The organism is Pseudomonas pharyngis, assembly GCF_021602345.1.
GTDB classification, from domain to species: Bacteria; Pseudomonadota; Gammaproteobacteria; order Pseudomonadales; family Pseudomonadaceae; genus Aquipseudomonas; species Aquipseudomonas pharyngis.
In genome coordinates, this window is the sequence record NZ_BQID01000002.1 from 445,554 (window position 1) to 464,447 (window position 18,894).

The 18,894-nt window shown below is 52.4% G+C and carries 15 protein-coding genes and 1 pseudogene; 7 read left to right on the plus strand and 9 right to left on the minus strand.

Annotated elements, in window-relative coordinates:
- Window positions 1-24 precede the first annotated feature (24 nt).
- Both L6D74_RS05555 and L6D74_RS05560 read right to left on the minus strand, forming a co-directional pair.
- Window positions 25-1,479 (minus strand): hypothetical protein, encoded by a 1,455-nt coding sequence (locus L6D74_RS05555; RefSeq protein ID WP_236188129.1) that lies wholly within the window; start codon window positions 1,477-1,479, stop codon window positions 25-27.
- A gap of 544 nt (window positions 1,480-2,023) precedes the next feature.
- Window positions 2,024-3,046, minus strand: a complete 1,023-nt coding sequence (locus tag L6D74_RS05560) for a zinc-dependent alcohol dehydrogenase family protein (protein WP_064381679.1) — start codon at window positions 3,044-3,046, stop codon at window positions 2,024-2,026.
- A gap of 270 nt (window positions 3,047-3,316) precedes the next feature.
- On the opposite strand from L6D74_RS05560, the gene L6D74_RS05565 reads away from it, so the two are divergent.
- Both L6D74_RS05565 and L6D74_RS05570 read left to right on the plus strand, forming a co-directional pair.
- Window positions 3,317-4,231, plus strand: coding sequence for a LysR family transcriptional regulator (locus tag L6D74_RS05565; protein WP_039768298.1), 915 nt, complete (start codon window positions 3,317-3,319; stop codon window positions 4,229-4,231).
- 153 nt (window positions 4,232-4,384) lie between these two features.
- On the plus strand, window positions 4,385-5,653 hold the full coding sequence (locus tag L6D74_RS05570) for a tyrosine-type recombinase/integrase (RefSeq protein ID WP_236184316.1): 1,269 nt from the start codon (window positions 4,385-4,387) through the stop codon (window positions 5,651-5,653).
- Window positions 5,654-6,246: 593 nt separating this feature from the next.
- On the opposite strand, the gene L6D74_RS05575 is transcribed toward L6D74_RS05570, so the two are convergent.
- The 3 genes from L6D74_RS05575 to L6D74_RS05585 form a co-directional block, all read right to left on the minus strand.
- Complete coding sequence (locus L6D74_RS05575) at window positions 6,247-6,543, minus strand: SCP2 sterol-binding domain-containing protein (RefSeq protein ID WP_108538181.1); 297 nt, start codon at window positions 6,541-6,543, stop codon at window positions 6,247-6,249.
- Between the two features lie 460 nt (window positions 6,544-7,003).
- Window positions 7,004-7,753, minus strand: a complete 750-nt coding sequence (locus tag L6D74_RS05580) for a TetR/AcrR family transcriptional regulator (protein WP_236184318.1) — start codon at window positions 7,751-7,753, stop codon at window positions 7,004-7,006.
- Window positions 7,754-7,899: 146 nt separating this feature from the next.
- Window positions 7,900-9,198, minus strand: coding sequence for a protoporphyrinogen/coproporphyrinogen oxidase (locus L6D74_RS05585; protein ID WP_236188131.1), 1,299 nt, complete (start codon window positions 9,196-9,198; stop codon window positions 7,900-7,902).
- A 167-nt stretch (window positions 9,199-9,365) separates the two neighbouring features.
- Between L6D74_RS05585 and L6D74_RS05590 the strand changes: the two genes are divergently transcribed.
- The 5 genes from L6D74_RS05590 to L6D74_RS05610 all read left to right on the plus strand — a co-directional run bounded on the left by L6D74_RS05590 (window position 9,366) and on the right by L6D74_RS05610 (window position 15,166).
- Window positions 9,366-10,235 (plus strand): alpha/beta fold hydrolase, encoded by an 870-nt coding sequence (locus L6D74_RS05590; RefSeq protein WP_236178719.1) that lies wholly within the window; start codon window positions 9,366-9,368, stop codon window positions 10,233-10,235.
- A gap of 37 nt (window positions 10,236-10,272) precedes the next feature.
- Window positions 10,273-11,925: a GMC oxidoreductase gene (locus L6D74_RS05595; RefSeq protein ID WP_236184322.1), complete on the plus strand. Its 1,653-nt coding sequence runs from the start codon at window positions 10,273-10,275 to the stop codon at window positions 11,923-11,925.
- A 16-nt stretch (window positions 11,926-11,941) separates the two neighbouring features.
- Window positions 11,942-12,490: a VOC family protein gene (locus L6D74_RS05600; protein WP_108538186.1), complete on the plus strand. Its 549-nt coding sequence runs from the start codon at window positions 11,942-11,944 to the stop codon at window positions 12,488-12,490.
- Between the two features lie 53 nt (window positions 12,491-12,543).
- The gene (locus tag L6D74_RS05605; protein ID WP_236188133.1) at window positions 12,544-13,917 is read left to right on the plus strand and encodes an NAD(P)/FAD-dependent oxidoreductase; all 1,374 of its coding nucleotides are present in this window, start codon (window positions 12,544-12,546) and stop codon (window positions 13,915-13,917) included.
- 166 nt (window positions 13,918-14,083) lie between these two features.
- Complete coding sequence (locus L6D74_RS05610; RefSeq protein ID WP_236184326.1) at window positions 14,084-15,166, plus strand: saccharopine dehydrogenase NADP-binding domain-containing protein; 1,083 nt, start codon at window positions 14,084-14,086, stop codon at window positions 15,164-15,166.
- Window positions 15,167-15,294: 128 nt separating this feature from the next.
- Here L6D74_RS05610 and L6D74_RS30310 read toward each other — a convergent pair whose 3' ends face one another.
- The 4 genes and pseudogenes from L6D74_RS30310 to L6D74_RS05625 form a co-directional block, all read right to left on the minus strand.
- Window positions 15,295-16,083, minus strand: a complete 789-nt coding sequence (locus L6D74_RS30310; RefSeq protein WP_445009180.1) for a methyl-accepting chemotaxis protein — start codon at window positions 16,081-16,083, stop codon at window positions 15,295-15,297.
- Between the two features lie 69 nt (window positions 16,084-16,152).
- Window positions 16,153-17,022 (minus strand): annotated as a pseudogene (locus tag L6D74_RS30315) (MCP four helix bundle domain-containing protein); the annotation flags it as partial.
- A gap of 12 nt (window positions 17,023-17,034) precedes the next feature.
- Window positions 17,035-18,591, minus strand: coding sequence for an acetolactate synthase large subunit (locus L6D74_RS05620; protein WP_236184328.1), 1,557 nt, complete (start codon window positions 18,589-18,591; stop codon window positions 17,035-17,037).
- Window positions 18,592-18,722: 131 nt separating this feature from the next.
- On the minus strand, window positions 18,723-18,893 hold the full coding sequence (locus L6D74_RS05625; RefSeq protein ID WP_158275423.1) for a hypothetical protein: 171 nt from the start codon (window positions 18,891-18,893) through the stop codon (window positions 18,723-18,725).
- Window position 18,894 lies beyond the last annotated feature (1 nt).

Sequence of the window (18,894 nt, forward strand, 5' to 3'; positions counted from 1 at the left end):
CGTGGCCGGGCAGCAAGATCACATTCAACCTTCCGCCGAACGATCACTCGCTGTGACCTCGTGCTCGGGCAATTCCTGCGTTTTGGCGAAAGGCTCACCCATCCGGATTGCATCCATTGCATACAACCGACAGATCAGTCGCAGGGGTAAACCGCTGACATCGGTCATCCATTGCAGAACCTGCTCTGGCGCGTGCAGGCCCTGCATGGCACGGTGCAGATCGGGCATGGCGACCAGCATGCCCGGATGGCAAGTGCGCAAGAATCGTTCAAGGCCGGCGCCGGCATCGATAAAGGGCGCGAACAACAGACAAACCACCTGCGCCTCGTTGAGGCCGAAATTCTTTTGCAGCGCCGCCGCAGCCAGCGACCGCTGCCCGTCCAGATCGGACAGATTGCCGAACCGGGATATGAAGCGTTCGCAAACCTGTTCAGGCGTGTTCCGGCGGCGCATCATCGCCAGGCATTGCTGCAGATAGTCCGATACACCGGCCTCGTAACTGCGGCCTTCCGTGTAACTGGCTTGCAGCCCCTTCAGGTAGGCACCGAGCAAGGGGTCGTTACATTCACCGGCACGCGCTTCAAACATCAGTTCATCGGCTTGGAACCCAAGAAAATCGCTGAGCAAAGGCCAGCGCTCCTCCATCTTGCCGACCACCATATCGTCGATGCCGATATAGCTGGTGCGGCGACAGGCCTCGAACTCACCCAGCGGCCGCCATGGCACCCGGTCTTCCTCGGAATAGAGCTCGCGATAACAATCGCCACCGATGCTGTCGAGCAATCCGAACAGTTCATCGAACCCCACTCCCCTTCGCACCAGCTCGCCAATGCCGGCCTTGCGCACCGCCCGGTCGAGACCGTCGATAAACTGCTCCTGACGGCGCGCGTTGTCGCTGCTGATCAAGGCGTCGACACCGTTGTTCCAGCGGGCAACCTGGCCATAGAACTCGGCAGTGGTCAGATACAGGTCGTCCCACAGTGTCAGCTCCTCATCCCGTCCACGACGATGACCCACCATCAGCAGATTGAGTCTGCCGGCCTCTCGCCCCTCATCGCTGACAGGCGCCAGATGGTTGAAAGGCAGGATCTCGCGATGATCCACCATCAGAAGCTCGACCCTTGGGTCGTCATGCAGGAACAGAGCACTGAAGCTGCGATGCATGTTGTGCAGTGCGGAATCCGGTACGCCATTGCAACGCACGGTGGCGACCCGCAACTGAAATGTGGCGGGCGCACGGCCGGCGATGCTCAACTGGGCGGCGCGTAACAGGGCCAGGCTGTAACAGCAATCACGGGTACCGGATTGAGTCACCAATACCTTGAATTCACCGATGCGATCCATCCCCCCCGCAGCAACCGCCAGGCGCTGGATCAACAGCTGCAATGCCGTGCGTTCGGCACGTGAAAAGAAACTCAGCAGGCGTTGCAATACTTGCTGGTAGACATAATTCATTGCCTGATCATGGATCGTGCTCATCAGTACTTCACCCGGTATCAAAGGTTTATATCGCGCGGCCACGAATGGCGAACGCACAATCATTCTTCATTAATTAATAGACGCTGAAATGCTAACACTTAAGTTTTCGTAGTTATTTGAAACAGTTGAGCGCGCGGCGTCTCGGATTTGCGAGCAGCATGACCGAAAGCCCCGTCGTAGCTGGGCTCTTCGAGAAAGTGAGTTTTCCTAGGAAACTTCTTACAAGCCCCTGCGCACGATGAGCACAAGAAAAAAAGAAGGGATTACATAGCGCCCCTACAAACATTAAACAAAAGTTTGAGGCGCGATGATAAACAGCTGATTGATATTGCACGGAGCAAATAGAATGCACAGACATAGCTCATTCCTTGAGATGAAAGTAGTCATTCAATTATCAGGGTCTTAAGGGCAATTAGAAGATACAGATCGAGAGCAAAAACCAGTTCAGTTGCTGAACAGCCCCAGGCGTCTGGCCCAGGGTTTCTCGATGTCTGAAGGAAAAAACGCACAAGAGTCCGTGGGGCCACGGACTCTAATTGGAAGGTCAGGCAGTTTCGATTTGCAGGGCAACCCGCTCGCGGCATGGGCACTCGTCCATGTAGCGGTGAGCTTCGACAAACTCGTTGAACGGAAACACCCGGGTCTTGAGCGGAAGCAGCACACGGTCGGCGGTGAGCTGGTTGATATCACGCAAGGCACGTTGCAAGGCGACGTGGTCCTGGATGATGCCCAGCTCTGGCTTGCCGGTGAAGTTGCCGATGCAGTGCACGAAGAACTGAATGTTCTTCTGGAACGCCGCACAGGCCGGGAACGGCGTCTGGTTGCCGCCCTGCAAGCCGTACAGCACCAGGCTTCCACGGGGCGCCAGCACATCACCGAGCAGCGACATCTGTGGCCCGCCGAGCCCGTCGAACACCACGTCGACACCCCGGTTGTCGGTGATCTTGTTGATTCGCATCAACAGGTCTTCTTCTTCGGTGACGATCACTTTCTCGGCACCGAGCGACAGCAGGTACTCGCGCTCTTCCGCCGTTTTGGTAGCGGCAATCACCCGCACACCCAGCGCCTTGCCCAACTGGACGAAGGACGGCCCGGCACAGTGACTGGCGTCGGTCACCAGGGCGAACTGCCCGGGTTTGACCCGTGCCAGATCGACGTAACCGAAATAGGCGATCAACAGCGGCGTGTAATGCACGCTGGCTTCAATCGGGCTGAGCACGTCCGGATAACGGGTCAGCGCGGTGCGCGGCAGAACGATCAGTTCGCCGTAGACCGGATAATCATTGGGGCTCTCGGCCGGGAAGCTGGCCACCTTGTCGCCCACGGCCAGATCTTCGACGCCGTCGCCGATGGCCGTGACCACGCCAGCCATTTCATGACCCAGGCCTGAAGGCAGACGCGCCTGGGACGACGCCAGATTCTGGCGCCACAGCGTGTCATACCAGCTGATGCCGATTGCCTCGACACGCACCTGCACTTCGCCAGGACCTGGCTGAGCAGCCGCATGCTCTTCGCATTTGAGCACCTCGGCCGGACCAAACTTGTGAAAACGGATCGTGCGGGACATCGCAAACCTCGTCAAAGTAACCTCTAATGCCCTGAACTCTATCTGGGCTTTCCAGCCAAGACTATCAGTGGCTATTAATAGTCGACATGCCTGTCATTGATTCCGCAGCATGGCCAGCATTGAAAAAATCCATGAAAAATCTGCTGCCGCCTTCTCAGTAAAGCTGAATTACCCGGTGCAGAGTACCAGCCTTTCCCCGTAAGATTCATGCCGGCCATTGTTCTCATATGGTCGCTCTCGTCAAGCTTGATGACTCTGCCAGGACTCCAGATGAATCGTAATGACCTGCGTCGTGTCGACCTCAACCTGTTGATCGTGTTCGAAACGCTGATGCATGAGCGCAGCGTGACCCGTGCGGCGGAAAAGCTGTTCCTCGGACAGCCGGCGATCAGCGCGGCGCTGTCGCGCCTGCGCGGCCTGTTCGACGATCCTTTGTTCGTGCGCACCGGACGCAGCATGGAACCTTCCGCCCGCGCGGTGGAAATCTTCGCCCTGCTCTCCCCGGCCCTGGACTCGATTTCCACCGCCGTCAGCCGTGCAGCGGAATTCGACCCGGCTACCAGCACTTCGGTATTTCGCATAGGCCTGTCGGACGATGTCGAATTCGCGCTGCTGCCGATGCTGCTCAAGCGCCTGCGCGCCGAGGCGCCCGGCATTGTGCTGGTGGTGCGTCGCGTCAACTACATCCTGATGCCCGGCTTGCTCGCCTCCGGCGAAATCTCCATCGGCGTCAGCTACACCACCGACCTGCCGGCCAACGCCAAACGCAAGGTCCTGCGCCGCAGCGCCCCCAAGTTGCTGCGCGCCGATACCGTGCCGGGGCCGCTGAGCCTGGACGATTACTGCGCCCGCCCGCATGCGCTGGTGTCGTTTGCCGGCGACCTCAGTGGTTTCGTCGATGAAGAGCTGGAAAAACTCGGGCGTAAACGGCATGTGGTACTGGCGGTGCCGCAGTTCAATGGACTGGGTACGCTGCTGGCGGGCACCGACATCGTCGCGACCGTCCCCGATTACACGGCGGAAGCACTGACGGCGGCTGGTGGTCTTCGCGCGGAAGATCCACCGTTGCCGACGCGCACGTTTGAACTGCACATGGCCTGGCGCGGGTCGCAGGACAACGATCCGGGTGAGCGCTGGTTACGGTCGCGGATTCAGATGTTTTTCGGGGACCCCGATAGCTTGTAATGGAGTTCCAGTGAATTCCATAAAACAGTTTTATAACAATAGGTTATTGGTAATTTCAGTCCATTACCGCCTGTCTAAATCCAATGGATTCCACGACTCATGGGGGCATAATTGGGGGCAAATTTCGGTTCCTTAAAAAGGATGCCCCCACCGATGCCCCCAGCTAATGCGGTCGTTTTCAAACGAAAACTCAGCGATGCCTTGATCCGCTCGCTGACCGAACCCGGCAAGCACGCCGACGGCGAAGTCCCTGGTCTCTACTTGGAGGTGAGGGCGTCGAGCAGGGTCGGCAAATCCCCTTCCAAGGTTTGGCGATTGAAGTATCGGCTGCATGGTAAGGAAAACCGCTTCTCCATCGGCGCTTACCCCGACATTGGTCTCAAGGAGGCGCGCGACATTGCCCGTGGCGCACGCCGCGACGTGGCTAACCACACTGCACCGCTCAAGGCCAAGACCGCCAAGATCGAAGCACACCTGCTCAACGAGGTGCGCACCTTCGAATACGTAGCCAAGCAATGGTTGGCATTCAAGTCTGCCGAACTGGTAACCAAATCCATCTCGGGGTTTAACGGAGCGCTGAACAACCACATCTTGCCCGCGATTGGTAAAAAACCGGTCAGCGAGATCAAACTGGAGCACATCACCACAGTCATTACGGAGTTGCGACGTCAGCGCACCATGGCCATGGCCCGGCGCGTGCGTACCATCATCCGTGCCGTTCTGGGTTTTGCCGAGGGGCGCGGATGGGTGGAACGCAATGTGGCGCTCAGCAACATTGAGGAGTTGAAGATCCGCCATGTCGTGACCAGCAACCCAGCGATCGAAAGGCCAGCCGACCTAGGCAAGTTTCTCCTGCGTCTGGATGACTGCAACGACGGCAGCGTTGCCGCCGCAATGCGTCTGCTGGTCATGTTGCCGGTCCGCCCAGGCGAACTGGTGCGGATGCGCTGGGAAGATGTCGACTTGGTGGGCGCGGATTGGCGTTATGTGGTGAGCAAGACCAAGCATCTGGATAAGAGCAAGCACATCGTGCCGTTGCCTGAGCAAGCCTTGGTTCAGTTACGTGAGCTACATAAAACCCGCGTGGTGGATGAAGAAGGCAAAGGCTGGGTGTTCGTCTCGCCGGTCTATCCGGGACGCCCCATAAACCCGACCTCCATGCTCAAGTCCTTTCAGCGTATCTGGCCGGAGTACAACATTACTGCCCACGGCTTTCGCGCCACCTTCCGGACCATAGCCCACGAGCATTTGGGTATAGATCCTATCGTGCTTGAACTGTCTTTATCCCACCGAATGCCGGGTGCGCTCGGGGCTGTGTATGCACGGGCTCAATTGCTGGCGCAACGCCGAGAGGCTTCCCAACAATGGGCGAACTACCTAGATCAGTTGCGTCAAAACGCGGCGCGAATAACCACAGATTGACGATACAGCGAATACAAATCAGGAGATTGGAGCGGGAAACGAGACTCGCATCTGGCGTCCGACCCATTGAAATCTAAGGGGTTTATTTTCTTGCCGAAGCAGGAAAAGACTCAATTCTGGACTTGTTTTTGGGGTGTATCAAGGGCCAAGACGCAGGTGATTCGGCGAACGACCACCACGTCCCAGCTCTGAGCCAGTTGCCTGACATTAGTGGCGACTGAATAGTCCTAGCGTGGAGTTTTTTCAAAACACAGTGCCAGACTACTTATGTCCACATCCGAAAGCTTGCCTGCCAGGAATCGTACTTTTAGCCACGACCTCAGGTAGGCATAACGCGCCTGGGCCAGATTGCGGAGCGCATCGTAGTATCGCTGCTCGTCATCCAGAATATCGGAATTGACACGCTCCCCGCCCGCCACGCTTTTTTTTCATTGCCACGGTCAATTCCTGAGCCGAATTTACGGCAAGCTGAAAAGCTCGCATTTTGGAAAAGCTGCCGCTGCGACTCACCGGACGTTGTGGATCAATCAATAGCCATTGATTACAAATGCAGGCACGATCTGTACTTCAACGCTCGTGCCCGCATATTTGATTCAGATCAATTGAGATAGCTTCAACGCGACGCCCATGTCGCCGTTCACCTTCAACTGCCCCTTCATAAAAGCCATCGTTGCTCCCTGCCGACCGGACAGGAGATCAAGGAAGGTGTCTTTTGAGCACAATAACTGACAGGTCCCCTTCTCGTCCGAATCCCAGGAGACGTCCTGCGTATCTGTCGTACTCGTTATTACGATCGCAGAACCGTCGTTGAACTCAACGCGCGCAACAGCCCCCAGGACACCTTTTGTCAGAACCTTTTTCAGCCCTTCGGTAATGATTTGATCGCTCATAGCAGACTCCATGACATTGAAATGTTAACGGATTTACGTGGGCAAATTGCGGAAAACCAAGCCTTCATACCGCACAAGAGGACTGCTTGACCAACCATAACCTGCTGTAAGTCAGATTATAGCGTTCAGACAAGGCTCGCAAGTCAGTCAGTAAGGTAGGGATCAATTCGACGATTTGACCGCACTGAAAGCGAATGAGCGCTCATCATGCGGTTGAAACGGGTACGAAGAAACGCACGCAACGCGGGGGAAAGAGTCTCGATGACCGCTCGACTCGTGTACGAATCCAGAGACCGCTCGTCCATTTCACGCAGACAGAGCACGACTGCGTGCCCCACCTGGCAAGCCAACTCAACAATGAACGACCAGTACGCCGGGTGGGCTATGCATTCTAAACAGTGCGCCGTGAACGAGTGTCAGGATACCTAGATATCAAACTACAACACGCCCCCTTAGACCGCTATTTAGCTCCGAGGACAGCCTTGGGATTAATTAAGCGCATCGTTTCAGGAAGAACATTTCGTAAGTAACCAATGATAGCCTTCATTGTCTCTTCGAATGTTTCATCATCGATATAACCACGAGCAGAATATGCTCCCGACCAAAAAGCATCGAGAATCTCTCCCGCGTACATAAAGTTTTTTTCTAGACCAGGAATATCCGGAACCATAAAGACGCGCTTCAGGTTAACCAATGCAGCCTGCCCCAAGGTATTACTACCCTGCATATTCGCCACGCGACTTTTCCTATGTAAAGCTGGCCCCAACAAAATCTCGCACATCGGGCGATTCGAATTAAAATGTACTCGAGCTGCATCCAGACTAATACGTGTCCACTCTTGCCAAGTGCTGACCTGTTGATCGACGAGCGTTGTTTGCGCAGCGATTATCTGCCCCGTTATAATATCATTATAAACCCTGTTCAACTCAACATGAACCGCCGCCACCGTATTAAACAAGTAGTGCACAGAGGCAGGACTAATCCCAGCCTCCTTGGCAATATCATATAAACTAATATCTTCAATATTGGCGGCATTCAACAATCTTTGGGTAGCATCGAGAATCGATTGGTATCGACGCCGACTTCGCTCCTGAGTTGGAACTCGGGGAGTCCGCAGCACCTCCGCAGTTCGCCCCTTTCGATGTGACGCCTTAGCGCGAACTACCGGCACATCACCATCATCACCGCCACCTGAATAATTTTCGTCCACTTTACTTACCTAATTTGAATTTCTGAACTTTTTCCTGCTTTATTTTAACCGGAGCTAGAGCTTAGTAAGCTACTTTATAAAGATACCACGACACTTGAATTTATGCGGCAAAAGGTCGCGCGCGCACCAGTTTAATCAGAATAGCATTACCCCTCGCATGCGCGCCGAGCTGCTCGCTGGCCGCTTCGAACGCCGGCCTCCATGTGAACGCCATCATAATCATTTCCCGCAAAGGAGATGCCCTCAAGCGTCTGGGCATGCCTCTTGAACTCAAGAATTTTGCGATAAGCACCAGGGACGTATCTCGCGATCCCCCACGAGTGCCTTATCACCCGGGCCTCATCCACCCACCCAGATATTCCAGGAAAAAATGCTTCCATATCCCGCAAAGCCTGGGAAACAACAGCGTCATCCGTTTGAAAAAAAAGGTTGGTTGAGCTCGGATAACTCGACCACGCTGAAATGATCGCCTTACCACTAGGTACCATGTAGGGCGCTTTCCTACTGTGATTAATCGCCATATTGAATACCACATCCCGATAGGGATGCCCCATGTATACATAAGCTTCGGACGAAACCGGTCTATCCAGAAAAAAATAAACCAATACAAATGGAGCACTGGGACATTCATACAGAAATTCTTTTGCAACACTTAGTTCATCGGGAAGAATTTTGGCTGCCGCCTCAATTGGGCATGCAACAATTACATGATCACACTTGAGTATTCTCCCGTCCTCAAGAAGAACCCCGTCGATACGCGCTCCCGCTGTCAAAATTTGCGCGGCCGAATTAGAATATTGAACCGACATCGATGATGCCAAGCGCTCAGCTAGCGTTACAATTCCCGTACGAAGCCCAAAAACCTTTGTCGAAAGCGCGAGCCTCATTGAATTAATAGCATGGTAAAGGCTGGTATCAGAGAGAGTTGTATTTGTCATTGCATGCATCATTGGTCGAAGCAGAAAATCGTGAAAATCATCACCCGCCCAAGAAAATGCGTCCTCCGCAGAAACATCATCATATGAGGGAATATCTCGAGAAATCTCGAATTGAGGAAATCGCTTTGCAAAAGCAATATAACGAGCAGCAAACCAGGAAAAGTCCCGGACACCACGCGCATTCATCAACTTTATCACGCCTAAATCCCTATCCGGGATACGGAGTGATCCGCTTCGATCAAGAAATGAAACCTTGCCTTGCAAAGGCATAAGCTCGCTCTGTAAACCCACTTGATTTATTAGACTGAGCATCTCTGTGTAGTTCGAATGAATTCCCTGTGCACCGACCTCCACTGAATCCCCGTGACGTGTTAAGCGCCGGATCCGTCCACCAGGTCGCTCAGATGCCTCGAGGACAGTCACCTTTCGACCACGCTTGCTCAAAGCAGCCGCAGATGCCAACCCAGTGATCCCAGCTCCAATCACAATAATGTGTCCGTCTTTCATGCTTCATCGCCCCTTCATCGCAAAGCTCCCACCTCGCTGATCCGCGATGCTACCACTATAAGTTGACTAACATCAGGTTTTATATGAAGCTGATGCAAGCGCCCACGATGGGCACATCTGCGCGAGCAACCGCCAAATAAGAGTTTCAAGACAGGGGTAGGGGTGAGATGAAAAACGACGAGACCGAATACCAAAAATCGTGGTTCACGACAAAGACAGGGCTGAAGCTTTTCTACCGAGACTACACCTCAAAGGGCTCTGAAATTCCGGTGATCTGCCTACACGGATTCATGCGCAACTCTCGTGACTTTGAGGATCTCGCCCCTCACCTGTCGACAGGCAGGCGCGTCATCGCGCCTGACCTGCGTGGGCGCGGGCGATCCGACCGTGCCACCGACGCCGAGGGATATCACTTTGATCTTCTAATCCAAGATACGTGGGAGCTCTTGGATCATTTGGAGATCAAGCGCGTCGTGATCATCGGTACAACACTGGGCGGCCTAATGGCCATTGAAATGGCAGGGCAAAACCCCGAGCGCGTTGCGGGAATCGTGGTTAACGATATTGGAGCAGAAGTCCCCTTGGCAGCGCTCAAACGAATGGCCAGCCATGCAGAAAATGCAGACTACTCATTCGATGAAGCTGTCGCGAGAGTAAAAGAGCACAACGAGGCTATTTACCCCGGGCTGGAACAGAGTGAGTGGAGTCGCTTGATGCTGCGCGCTTACCACGAGACCACTACTGGCCGTTACGAGCGAGATTTTGACCTGCTTACGATGCGCGAATCTGCGCGCATGCAAGCAAAACGACCGGAATTTTGGCTGGAGTTTGCCAAAGCGAGCGCAGTACCGGCTGCGCTAATAAGAGGAGAGCTATCGGATCTGCTTACCGCCGATATCGCTACACGCATGCTGGCCGTGAATGCTTCTGCGACGCTTACCAGCGTGTCAGACCGAGGACATCCTCCCTTGCTGGATGAGCCGCAGTCGCTGACGGCGATCACTGATCTTTTACAGCGCGCATCAAAAAAGGTTTGAGGGAATGCGAGCCAATTCTAGAAATGAGGTTGCACGTATGACCCCAGCCGAAATACAGGCATGCCAATGGGATGCAATCATCGTTGGTACTGGTATTGGGGGTGCCACTCTCGGTTATAGCCTCGCGCAATCCGGAATGAAAGTGCTCTTCTGCGAAAAAGGAATGGATCATCTGAGCACCTCAACTGCCCTTACGGGCGATTGGACAGAAACCTTGTTTGAACGCGAATGCGAGGGTGACTCCTATGCGAATTATCTCAAACGTAGCGGACGGTTATCGGACCCAATATTTGAGCTGAGCGGAATAACAAGCAGAGCCGTCCTCCCCATTTTGGGTGAGGGTACTGGAGGGTCCAGCACGCTCTACGGCATGGTCATGGAGCGTTTTTTCCCTTCCGATTTCGAGCCCGCCAAATACGCTAAAGCAGCGACACAAGCCCAGATTCCGGAACGGTGGCCAATCACAATGGAAGAACTGGAGCCCTATTATTCCGAGGCAGAAGCGCTTTACCGTGTAAAAGCGACTCGTGATCCCTTACGTCCTGATACAGAGTGCCGGTCGATCCTCTCACCACCCTCTTACAGTCCTGCAAACTCAGAGCTATTCGAGTACCTGAGCGCCCAAGGATGCAACCCCTACCATGTGCCAATGGCGTGCGACTACAAACCAGGCTGTCGAGAGTGTATTGGCTTTATCTGCGAGAAACGCTGCAAGGGGGACAGCGTAAATATTTGCCTGGAACCGGCATTGCGTGAACATGGAGCGGTCCTTGCCGATAACTGCGACGTCCTCAAGCTAACCACTGAAAATACATGCGTCACGACTTTGCACTGTCGGTGGAATGGCGCCGATGTCACGTTGCGTGGCAATACGATAATACTCGCAGCCGGCGCCATTGGTACGCCAGCATTACTATTGCGTTCAGCCTCCAAGGCATGGCCGCATGGACTCGCGAACGGATCGGATCAGGTCGGACGGAACCTGATGCGTCACCTGTTTGACTATTACGTTGTCAAACCGCGAAAGTCCCCACATGAGAGTGATTTAGTCAAACAACTGGCCTGGAACGACTTCTACATCAGCGACGGCGTAAAATTGGGTACGGTGCAATCCAATGGCAATCTTCCTCCCCCACGCATCATTGCGCGTTCAATGAAGGAAGACATCTCTCGCCATTCATCAGTGCTCGGATTTATCGCATCCAAGTTTTTGCCGGTTATTGAGCAAGCTGTAAAAGCCTCGCTTAAAAAAACGATCGTTTTCGCATCGATCATGGAAGATTACCCATACCCGGATAACCGACTCACGCTTGGAACTGATGGCAAGGTCGTCATTAACTATTCGATCCATGAGAACGACAAAGAACGCCTAGAACTATTTCGAGATAAAATAAAGAAGCTTTTAAAAAAGTACCACCCAAAATTAAATCAAGCGGCACAAAAAAATAGCCTCCTGGGCCATGTCTGCGGTACTTGTCGTTTTGGTGAATCACCTAAAGACAGTGTCCTAGACCGCTACAACAAGGCGCATGAGCTTGATAATCTCTACGTCGTAGATAGTTCATTCTTCCCGACAAGCTCCGGCACAAACCCCTCACTCACAATTGCAGCCAACGCACTTCGGGTAGCGGAACACATCCTCAAAAAACATACAAACCCAACACCTTGCCCCACCACACTCTACAAATAAAATATATGGAGCCTCTATGAAAACCAAGATAAATAAAATTGATCAACTGGGATTCATTGTTGACAATATCGAAGAAGCCGCCATGCACTGGGTTAACACTTGCGGAGTCGGACCATTCTTCATTCATCAAAATGTTGAATACGAAAAATTCACTTATATGAATGAAGACACACCCGTACAATTGACACTGGCGTTCTCCTACATAGGTTCCATAATGTTGGAGTTAATCTATCAACACAACGATGCGCCGTCAGTCTACACAGCCCTCAAGCACCGCAGTGGCAATGGTCTCATTCATGTGGCAAGTTTTTGTGATGACCTTGAAATCATAACTAACTCTCTAACGCCAGAGGATATCATTCAATATAGTTCGACACCCGACGGAGTAGAAACCATTTATTTGAACACCGAACATCACAATGGCGGGCTCGTTGAGTTTATAAAAATGCCCGAAATATACAAACCAATCACTGAGCTCTTCCAAAAAACGGTAGCCAATTGGAACGGCGAACGACCTTTGCGCTACATCGATCCGACAAATCCTTTTGCCGTATTAGATCTCTGAGATTACTCAGCCTAATATAGCGTTTTCATCATTCTATCAAAGAGATGCTTACCATGTTACATAGGAGTCGTTCGCATTGGTTTGAATCAGCCCTGCTATACCCACCCAACGAACCGTTGAAGCAATCGGTTGAGGTCGATGTATGCGTCATCGGTGGCGGTATCACAGGGCTATCGACGGCCTACCACGTTCGTAAGATTGATTCGAACGCTTCTGTGGCGCTGCTCGAGGGAGAGGTCATAGGGTTCGGTGCAAGCGGTAGGAATGCTGGCCAGCTTATCATTGCGTTTGGGGAGGGCGATTTCCGGGCGCAACTAAAGCGTTACGGCGAGAAACGATTAGCCCAAGCGTATCACTATGTCCATGAAGGCTTGCAGATGATTGAGGATCTCATCCTAGAGCACGATATACACTGCGATTATGAACAAACCGGCTATTACGAAATGGGATTAAAATCGAATGGCGATGGTGCAGTAAATGACTACATAAAATTCTGCAAATCGATAGGGCAAGCAAGCTACCTAGAAAGCATCTCCGCCGAACAAGTAGCACTAGAATTCAACAGTCCATACTTCGGCAATGCATGCTTCGATTCGCGGGGAGGTCAACTTAACCCCTTGAAGCTGCTTCACGGACTAAAGAACGCTACAGAACAGCTTGGTGCAAAAATTTATGAACATAGCCCAGCAGTTAGTATTGAGCGAGACTTAAACGGGATTACCGTTCGCACAGGCAGCGGAACCGTTCGTTGCGCAAAATTAGTTCTTGCCACAAATGCGTATTCACATTTGATTCATGGTTTGCAAGATCTGGGCACAACCCGCATGCAATCCCCTGTATTTGTCTACGCCAATATTACCGAGCGGCTTACCGCCGAGCAATGGCGCGAACTGAAATGGCCTCGACGATGTGGGGTCAATATGATGTCTAAGCTATTCTATTCTTTTGCCCCAACATCTGACGGCAGGCTTTTGTATGTCGGTAATTACTATGCGGCGGTGCCAAGCGGAAACGAAATGGCCCTGGATATTAGCAAGGGTTTTATGTTGGATGGGCCACAGCACCTCCAGTCGTTCTTCCCAGCACTAGCAGGAGTGCGGACTGAGCAGAGCTGGGGGGGCCCAATCTCAACAACAAGGGATTACATTCCGCACGTCGGGTTGCTTGAGGACGCGCGAATTGGTTATGCCAATGGCTGCTGGGGGCATGGTCTTCCCATTGGTGCGCATAACGGGCGAACACTTGCAGAACTCATGCTTGAAGGATCCACTGATAGTACATTGTCTTGGTTGGTTACCCGAGACAAACTAAAATGGCCGAATCGCTTTATCACATCGACCGTCGTAAAGGGATTGTCGGCGGTGATGCGCCACGACATACGCAAAGCGGGTCAAAAAATGAATCCAAAGTTTACTTTCACTAACTGAAAATAATTCACTAGACACTCCACTTAGATTTAGATCACGCATTTTAAGCCAAGATTGAGGATTCTCTATGGCCGCACACACGTGAAGTAAAATCTCTCCACAATAGATCAACAAAGCTTCAGCACACTCACCAATCAACATCTCTTAATATAATAGGAGCACTCCGATGCAGTCCGAAATTGACAGAAATACAGCATCCGTTACGCCTCTCTCAGTTCTAGTAGTTGGTGGCTATGGCGTAGTAGGTACGCAGGCATGTAATTTACTGTCCCAACGCCACCCCAGACTAAAAATATGGGTCGGTGGTAGATCACTGGTAAAAGCAGAACGGATTGCTCAAGGTATAAAAAATGCAAGCGCTATATTAATAGATGTCGACAATAGCGACCCATTAGCGTCGCTAGCCACGATGCCGGATGCAATCGTAGTAGCCGTCAATGACACCAATGACCGACTGTTACTTTCCGCAGTAAAGCGCGGCGTAGCGATAGTTGATATTGCTCGATGGCTAGAGCGGATTCACGATGCGCAAGAGGTCTTGGCAGGCCAGCCCCTCCGGGCACCGGTGGTGTTATCTTCGGGATGGATGGCTGGAGTTGCCTCAGTGACCGCGGCAGCATTCAGACGTCTCCCACAACCCGCTCAACAGATAGATATCGACATTCTATTTGCAACGGGTGACAGGGCCGGACCCGACTCCGTGGTTGGCTTTATTGATGCACATCACCCGTTTACAATCTGGAGCAACGGCGAGCGGCGCTTGGTGCAAGCCATGTCCGACGGTCGACCGGTACAGTTCAGCAATAACCAGTCGGCGAACTGTCGTCGCGTTGACAGCCCAGACCAAATGACCCTCGTCCGAACAGGAAATGCACTGGGTGTATCCACACGCATGGCCTTTGATAATTCGCTGATGACGTTCATTTTCGCCAAGGTCGTTCGCTCAGGGCTATGGGCTCGACTATCGAGAAACACTCGAATCAAGATGCTGTACAACCCGGGGAGCGGCGCTTCCCATGAGTTCGTTATAACCATAAAAGAAGAAGATACCCAGCGTATTCTAGTAAAGCATAAGCTAGGGCAGACTCACCTGACGGCCATAGGCACAGTAACTCAGGTTGAGCGACTCCTGGGGCTCAACGGTCGATCTCGCCCTCCCACCGGCATCAGCTATCCAGAACAAGCTGATGACATTCATGCCTACATTGATGCTCTACGCTCCATGGGAGTGGAAATCAAGGAAGTCTGAACTCGACACTGTTAAGATAAAAAATCATGAGAGCATGGGTGGGATCGTTGACCTTCTGCTCTTGTGAGTTTGTGTTGAGCTACAAAAAATGCAATTGACCCTCCTGCGATGCGTTATGCGCTCGCAAATCACACCCGGAAGCGTCCTACCAACTGAGCCAAACCATTGGAAAGCCGCGACAGATGTTGACTTGCCTGAGCGCTTTGCTCCGATGTTTTAGCCGCATCAATTGAAAGATCACGAATATCGGTAATATTACGGACGATTTCCTCAGTAACACAACTCTGCTGCTCACAGGCAGTAGCGATTTGTGCGGCCATATTACTTATTCGTCGCACCGAGTCGCCAGTATAGGATAACGCCTCTTCGACTCCTGCTGCACGTACTACACTGTCGCGGGCCTTCAGACTTCCAGAACGTGTCGCCTCCACCGCGTTTTGAACGCTAGCTTGAAGACGATCGATCATCTTTTGAATATCTTTGGTCGAGTCCTGGGTTCGTGCTGCCAGAGCACGTACCTCGTCTGCCACTACGGCAAAGCCACGCCCCTGATCCCCCGCACGCGCAGCTTCAATCGCCGCGTTTAGCGCTAACAAATTGGTTTGTTCGGCAATGCTCTTGATCACCTCCAGCACCGAACCAATGCTAGCGGTCTCTTGCTCCAAAGCCTGGATAGTATTGGAAGCATTCTCCACCTCTTGTGCCAACCGACGAATAGCATCGATGGTTGCACCCACGACCTCACCACCTTCGCGCGTCCGAATCTCGGCTTGATGTGCCGCCTCAGAGGCGCTTTGCGCATTACGTGCAACTTGAAACACAACCTCACTCATCTCAGCCACCGCAGTGCTTACCTGGTTGACCGCCATGTGCTCGCTACTAATCAAGTGGTCATTAGCCATCGTCATATCCGCCATGCAGCGAGCGGAGTCAGCCACCTCACCGGTAACCTGAGTGACCTCTCGAATTAGCAGTTGCAGCTTGTCGAGGAAACGGTTGAACGCTCGCCCCAGCTTACCCAGTTCATCCTGCGACAAGGCAACCAAGCGTATACGCAGGTCTCCATCACCATCGGCAATCTGCTCAATACGCTCCAACAGATTCTGCAGCGATCGTGTAACCAGCATCGGAAAGCCAATCACCAATACCAAGCAAACAATCAGACCGATGGAAATTACCAGCCCTTGTTGCCAAATATGGACTTCACCCAGCGCAATGGCCCGTCGACCTTCGAGTTTGGCTGCTTTGTCCTCTAATTTGCCGAGTTTATCTATCACCTCACGCATTTTATAAAACTGACGTTCACTGTCTCCCGCATTAATGGAGCTGGCCATTGCTGGGTCACGGCTCGACAACTCGGCAACTTCGCGCGAGGTTTCTCGCCAAAGTGAGAAGGCTTGCTCAAACTGTGCCAGCAGTTGTTTAGATTCGCCCCCAGGGTTCATGGCCGCATACTTTTGAACTCGTTCGTAGGCCAGTTGCAAACTTTGCTCATGAGCAGCTTTTAGCGAAGGTGAAAGTTCTCCACCCGCATCATCCACGAGATTACGCTCAGCGACAAAGGCTCGATAAAGATCCTGATCGGCGTTCAGAAGCAGGCTAACAGCGGGTAGATAACGGTTAGTTAGTTGTCTGCTGGAATCCGCTACCTGAGTTATGCTCTGCATGCCCATACCGCCTACAATCACCAGCAATAAAGCTAGCAATATAAACGGCAAGGCGATTTTCCAACGAAACCCTAAATCAGCAAAAAAACGTATCACGGCTCCGCTCCTGGCGCTTGATGCGTGCAACAAGCATATCGGTTCGAGAAGGTTACGAGATGTGAAGAGTCGTAGGAGACCCTTCACTACCATGACCCGCTAAGATCAAATCATTGCTTCGATCAATCTCGGCCCTCGTTGCTTCATTGCAGATTCATACTGAGCAGCAAATTGCTCGCAAGTCGTCGCGCGACTCGCTTCGACTCCTAGGCCTTCAGCTATCTTCACCCAGTTCATTTCCGGATTATGCAAATCCAGCATCGATAACGCCTTGTCCCCCGCCCCGATTACCCCTACACGCTGCAGTTCAACATTAAGGATTGCATAGGAACGATTAGCGTAGATGACTACCGTTATATCGAGGTTTTCCCGTGCCATTGTCCAAAGCGCTTGTACTGTATAGGCCGCCCCGCCATCACCATGGGGACAAATAACTTTACGGTCTGGTGCTGCGAGCGCTGCACCAACCGCCACGGGCAAGCCCTGCCCAATAGATCCACCTGTAAGTGGCAAGTGCGTATGCGGACGCGCGCGTCCGAACATCGTTAACAGCGCCATCCCGGACGTCGCAGACTCATCCGCAATGATTGCGTTCTCAGGGGTCAGCTCCGCCATTATCTGAGCCACGCTTATCGCACTTAGAAGCCCGTTAGGCATACCAGGTAATGCTAGAGGGACTCGCTCAACTAAGTGGATCGGCGCGCCCAAAGCATCTGCTAAAGAATTCAGAGCCTCGACGCTATCCTCATGGGGATGAGCTAGATAGCTAAATAAACAGCCTTCCGGGGCACACCAACTAGGCTTTCCAGGGTAGGCAAAAAAAGAAACTGGAGGCTTGGCCCCTACAAGAATGACTTGTTCAATGTCGCTTAAAAAGTCAGTGATCTGCTCAGAAAAATAAGGGATACGCTGTACCGGGACGCGCCCTGCACCTAATTCAATGTGCGGAGCGAAAGTATCACACAACAAGCGAGCCCCCGTTTTTGCCTGAACCCGACCGGCGGCCTCCAACCCCAAGCCATATAGAGCCACACCTCGCAATAAAATCGCAGTCTTTTTACCGTTCCCTAACAAGTTGGCCACATCTTCAACAGCCTTCGCACTGACGGCCGCCGGCCCAATATCTGCCAACATATCAGACGGTCGCTCAGCATCGTTCCAAGCGGTATCTGCCGGTAAAATCAACGTTGCCACCCCCCCGGGCGCGGATCTCGCTGCTTGTACTGCTCTGGCAGCATCACTCGCAACAACTCGAGCACTCGTGGACTGATGTATCCAAGATGAAACTGGTCGAGCAAAGCCGACGATGTCGGAAGTTAATAACGCATCGTACTGAAGGTGATAAGTCGCGTGATCCCCCACCACGTTGACGATCGGCGTGTTCGCCCGCCGTGCGTTATGCAGGTTAGCGAGTCCATTGGCAAGGCCGGGGCCCAAATGCAATAACGTTGCTGCAGGCTTACAAGCGATTCTCCCATAGCCATCTGCGGCACCGGTGGCCACGCCCTCAAACAAACAAAGGACAGCACGCATCTCTGGCACCGAGTCGAGAGCTGCCACGAAATGCATTTCCGAGGTACCCGGATTAGCAAAACATATTTCAATACCACAATTGACCAATGTTTTGACCAGTGACTGCGCACCATTGAGCGAGTTTTTCATAAAGCCCCTTTAACTCTTAAAACTAAAATAAAGAAAAGAAAGTTTCCTACCCTAAATGTAAATAACTTTAGGATGAATAACCGTATTCCGTAATCTTGTAGAAGCGCTTAGTTTTGTTAGCAAGCCCCTTATTAGCCCCACCAAGCATGTATCAGCCACACACCCGCCCATGCACCTAGCCCAACAGCAATGAACATCGTGCAGCAAACCCAGTCTCCAATACCTCCTTGAAAATCCTCCTTTTCTCTATCTGGCCTTGAGTCAATTGCTGTTTTAATTTTTCTTGTATTTGAATTAAACATA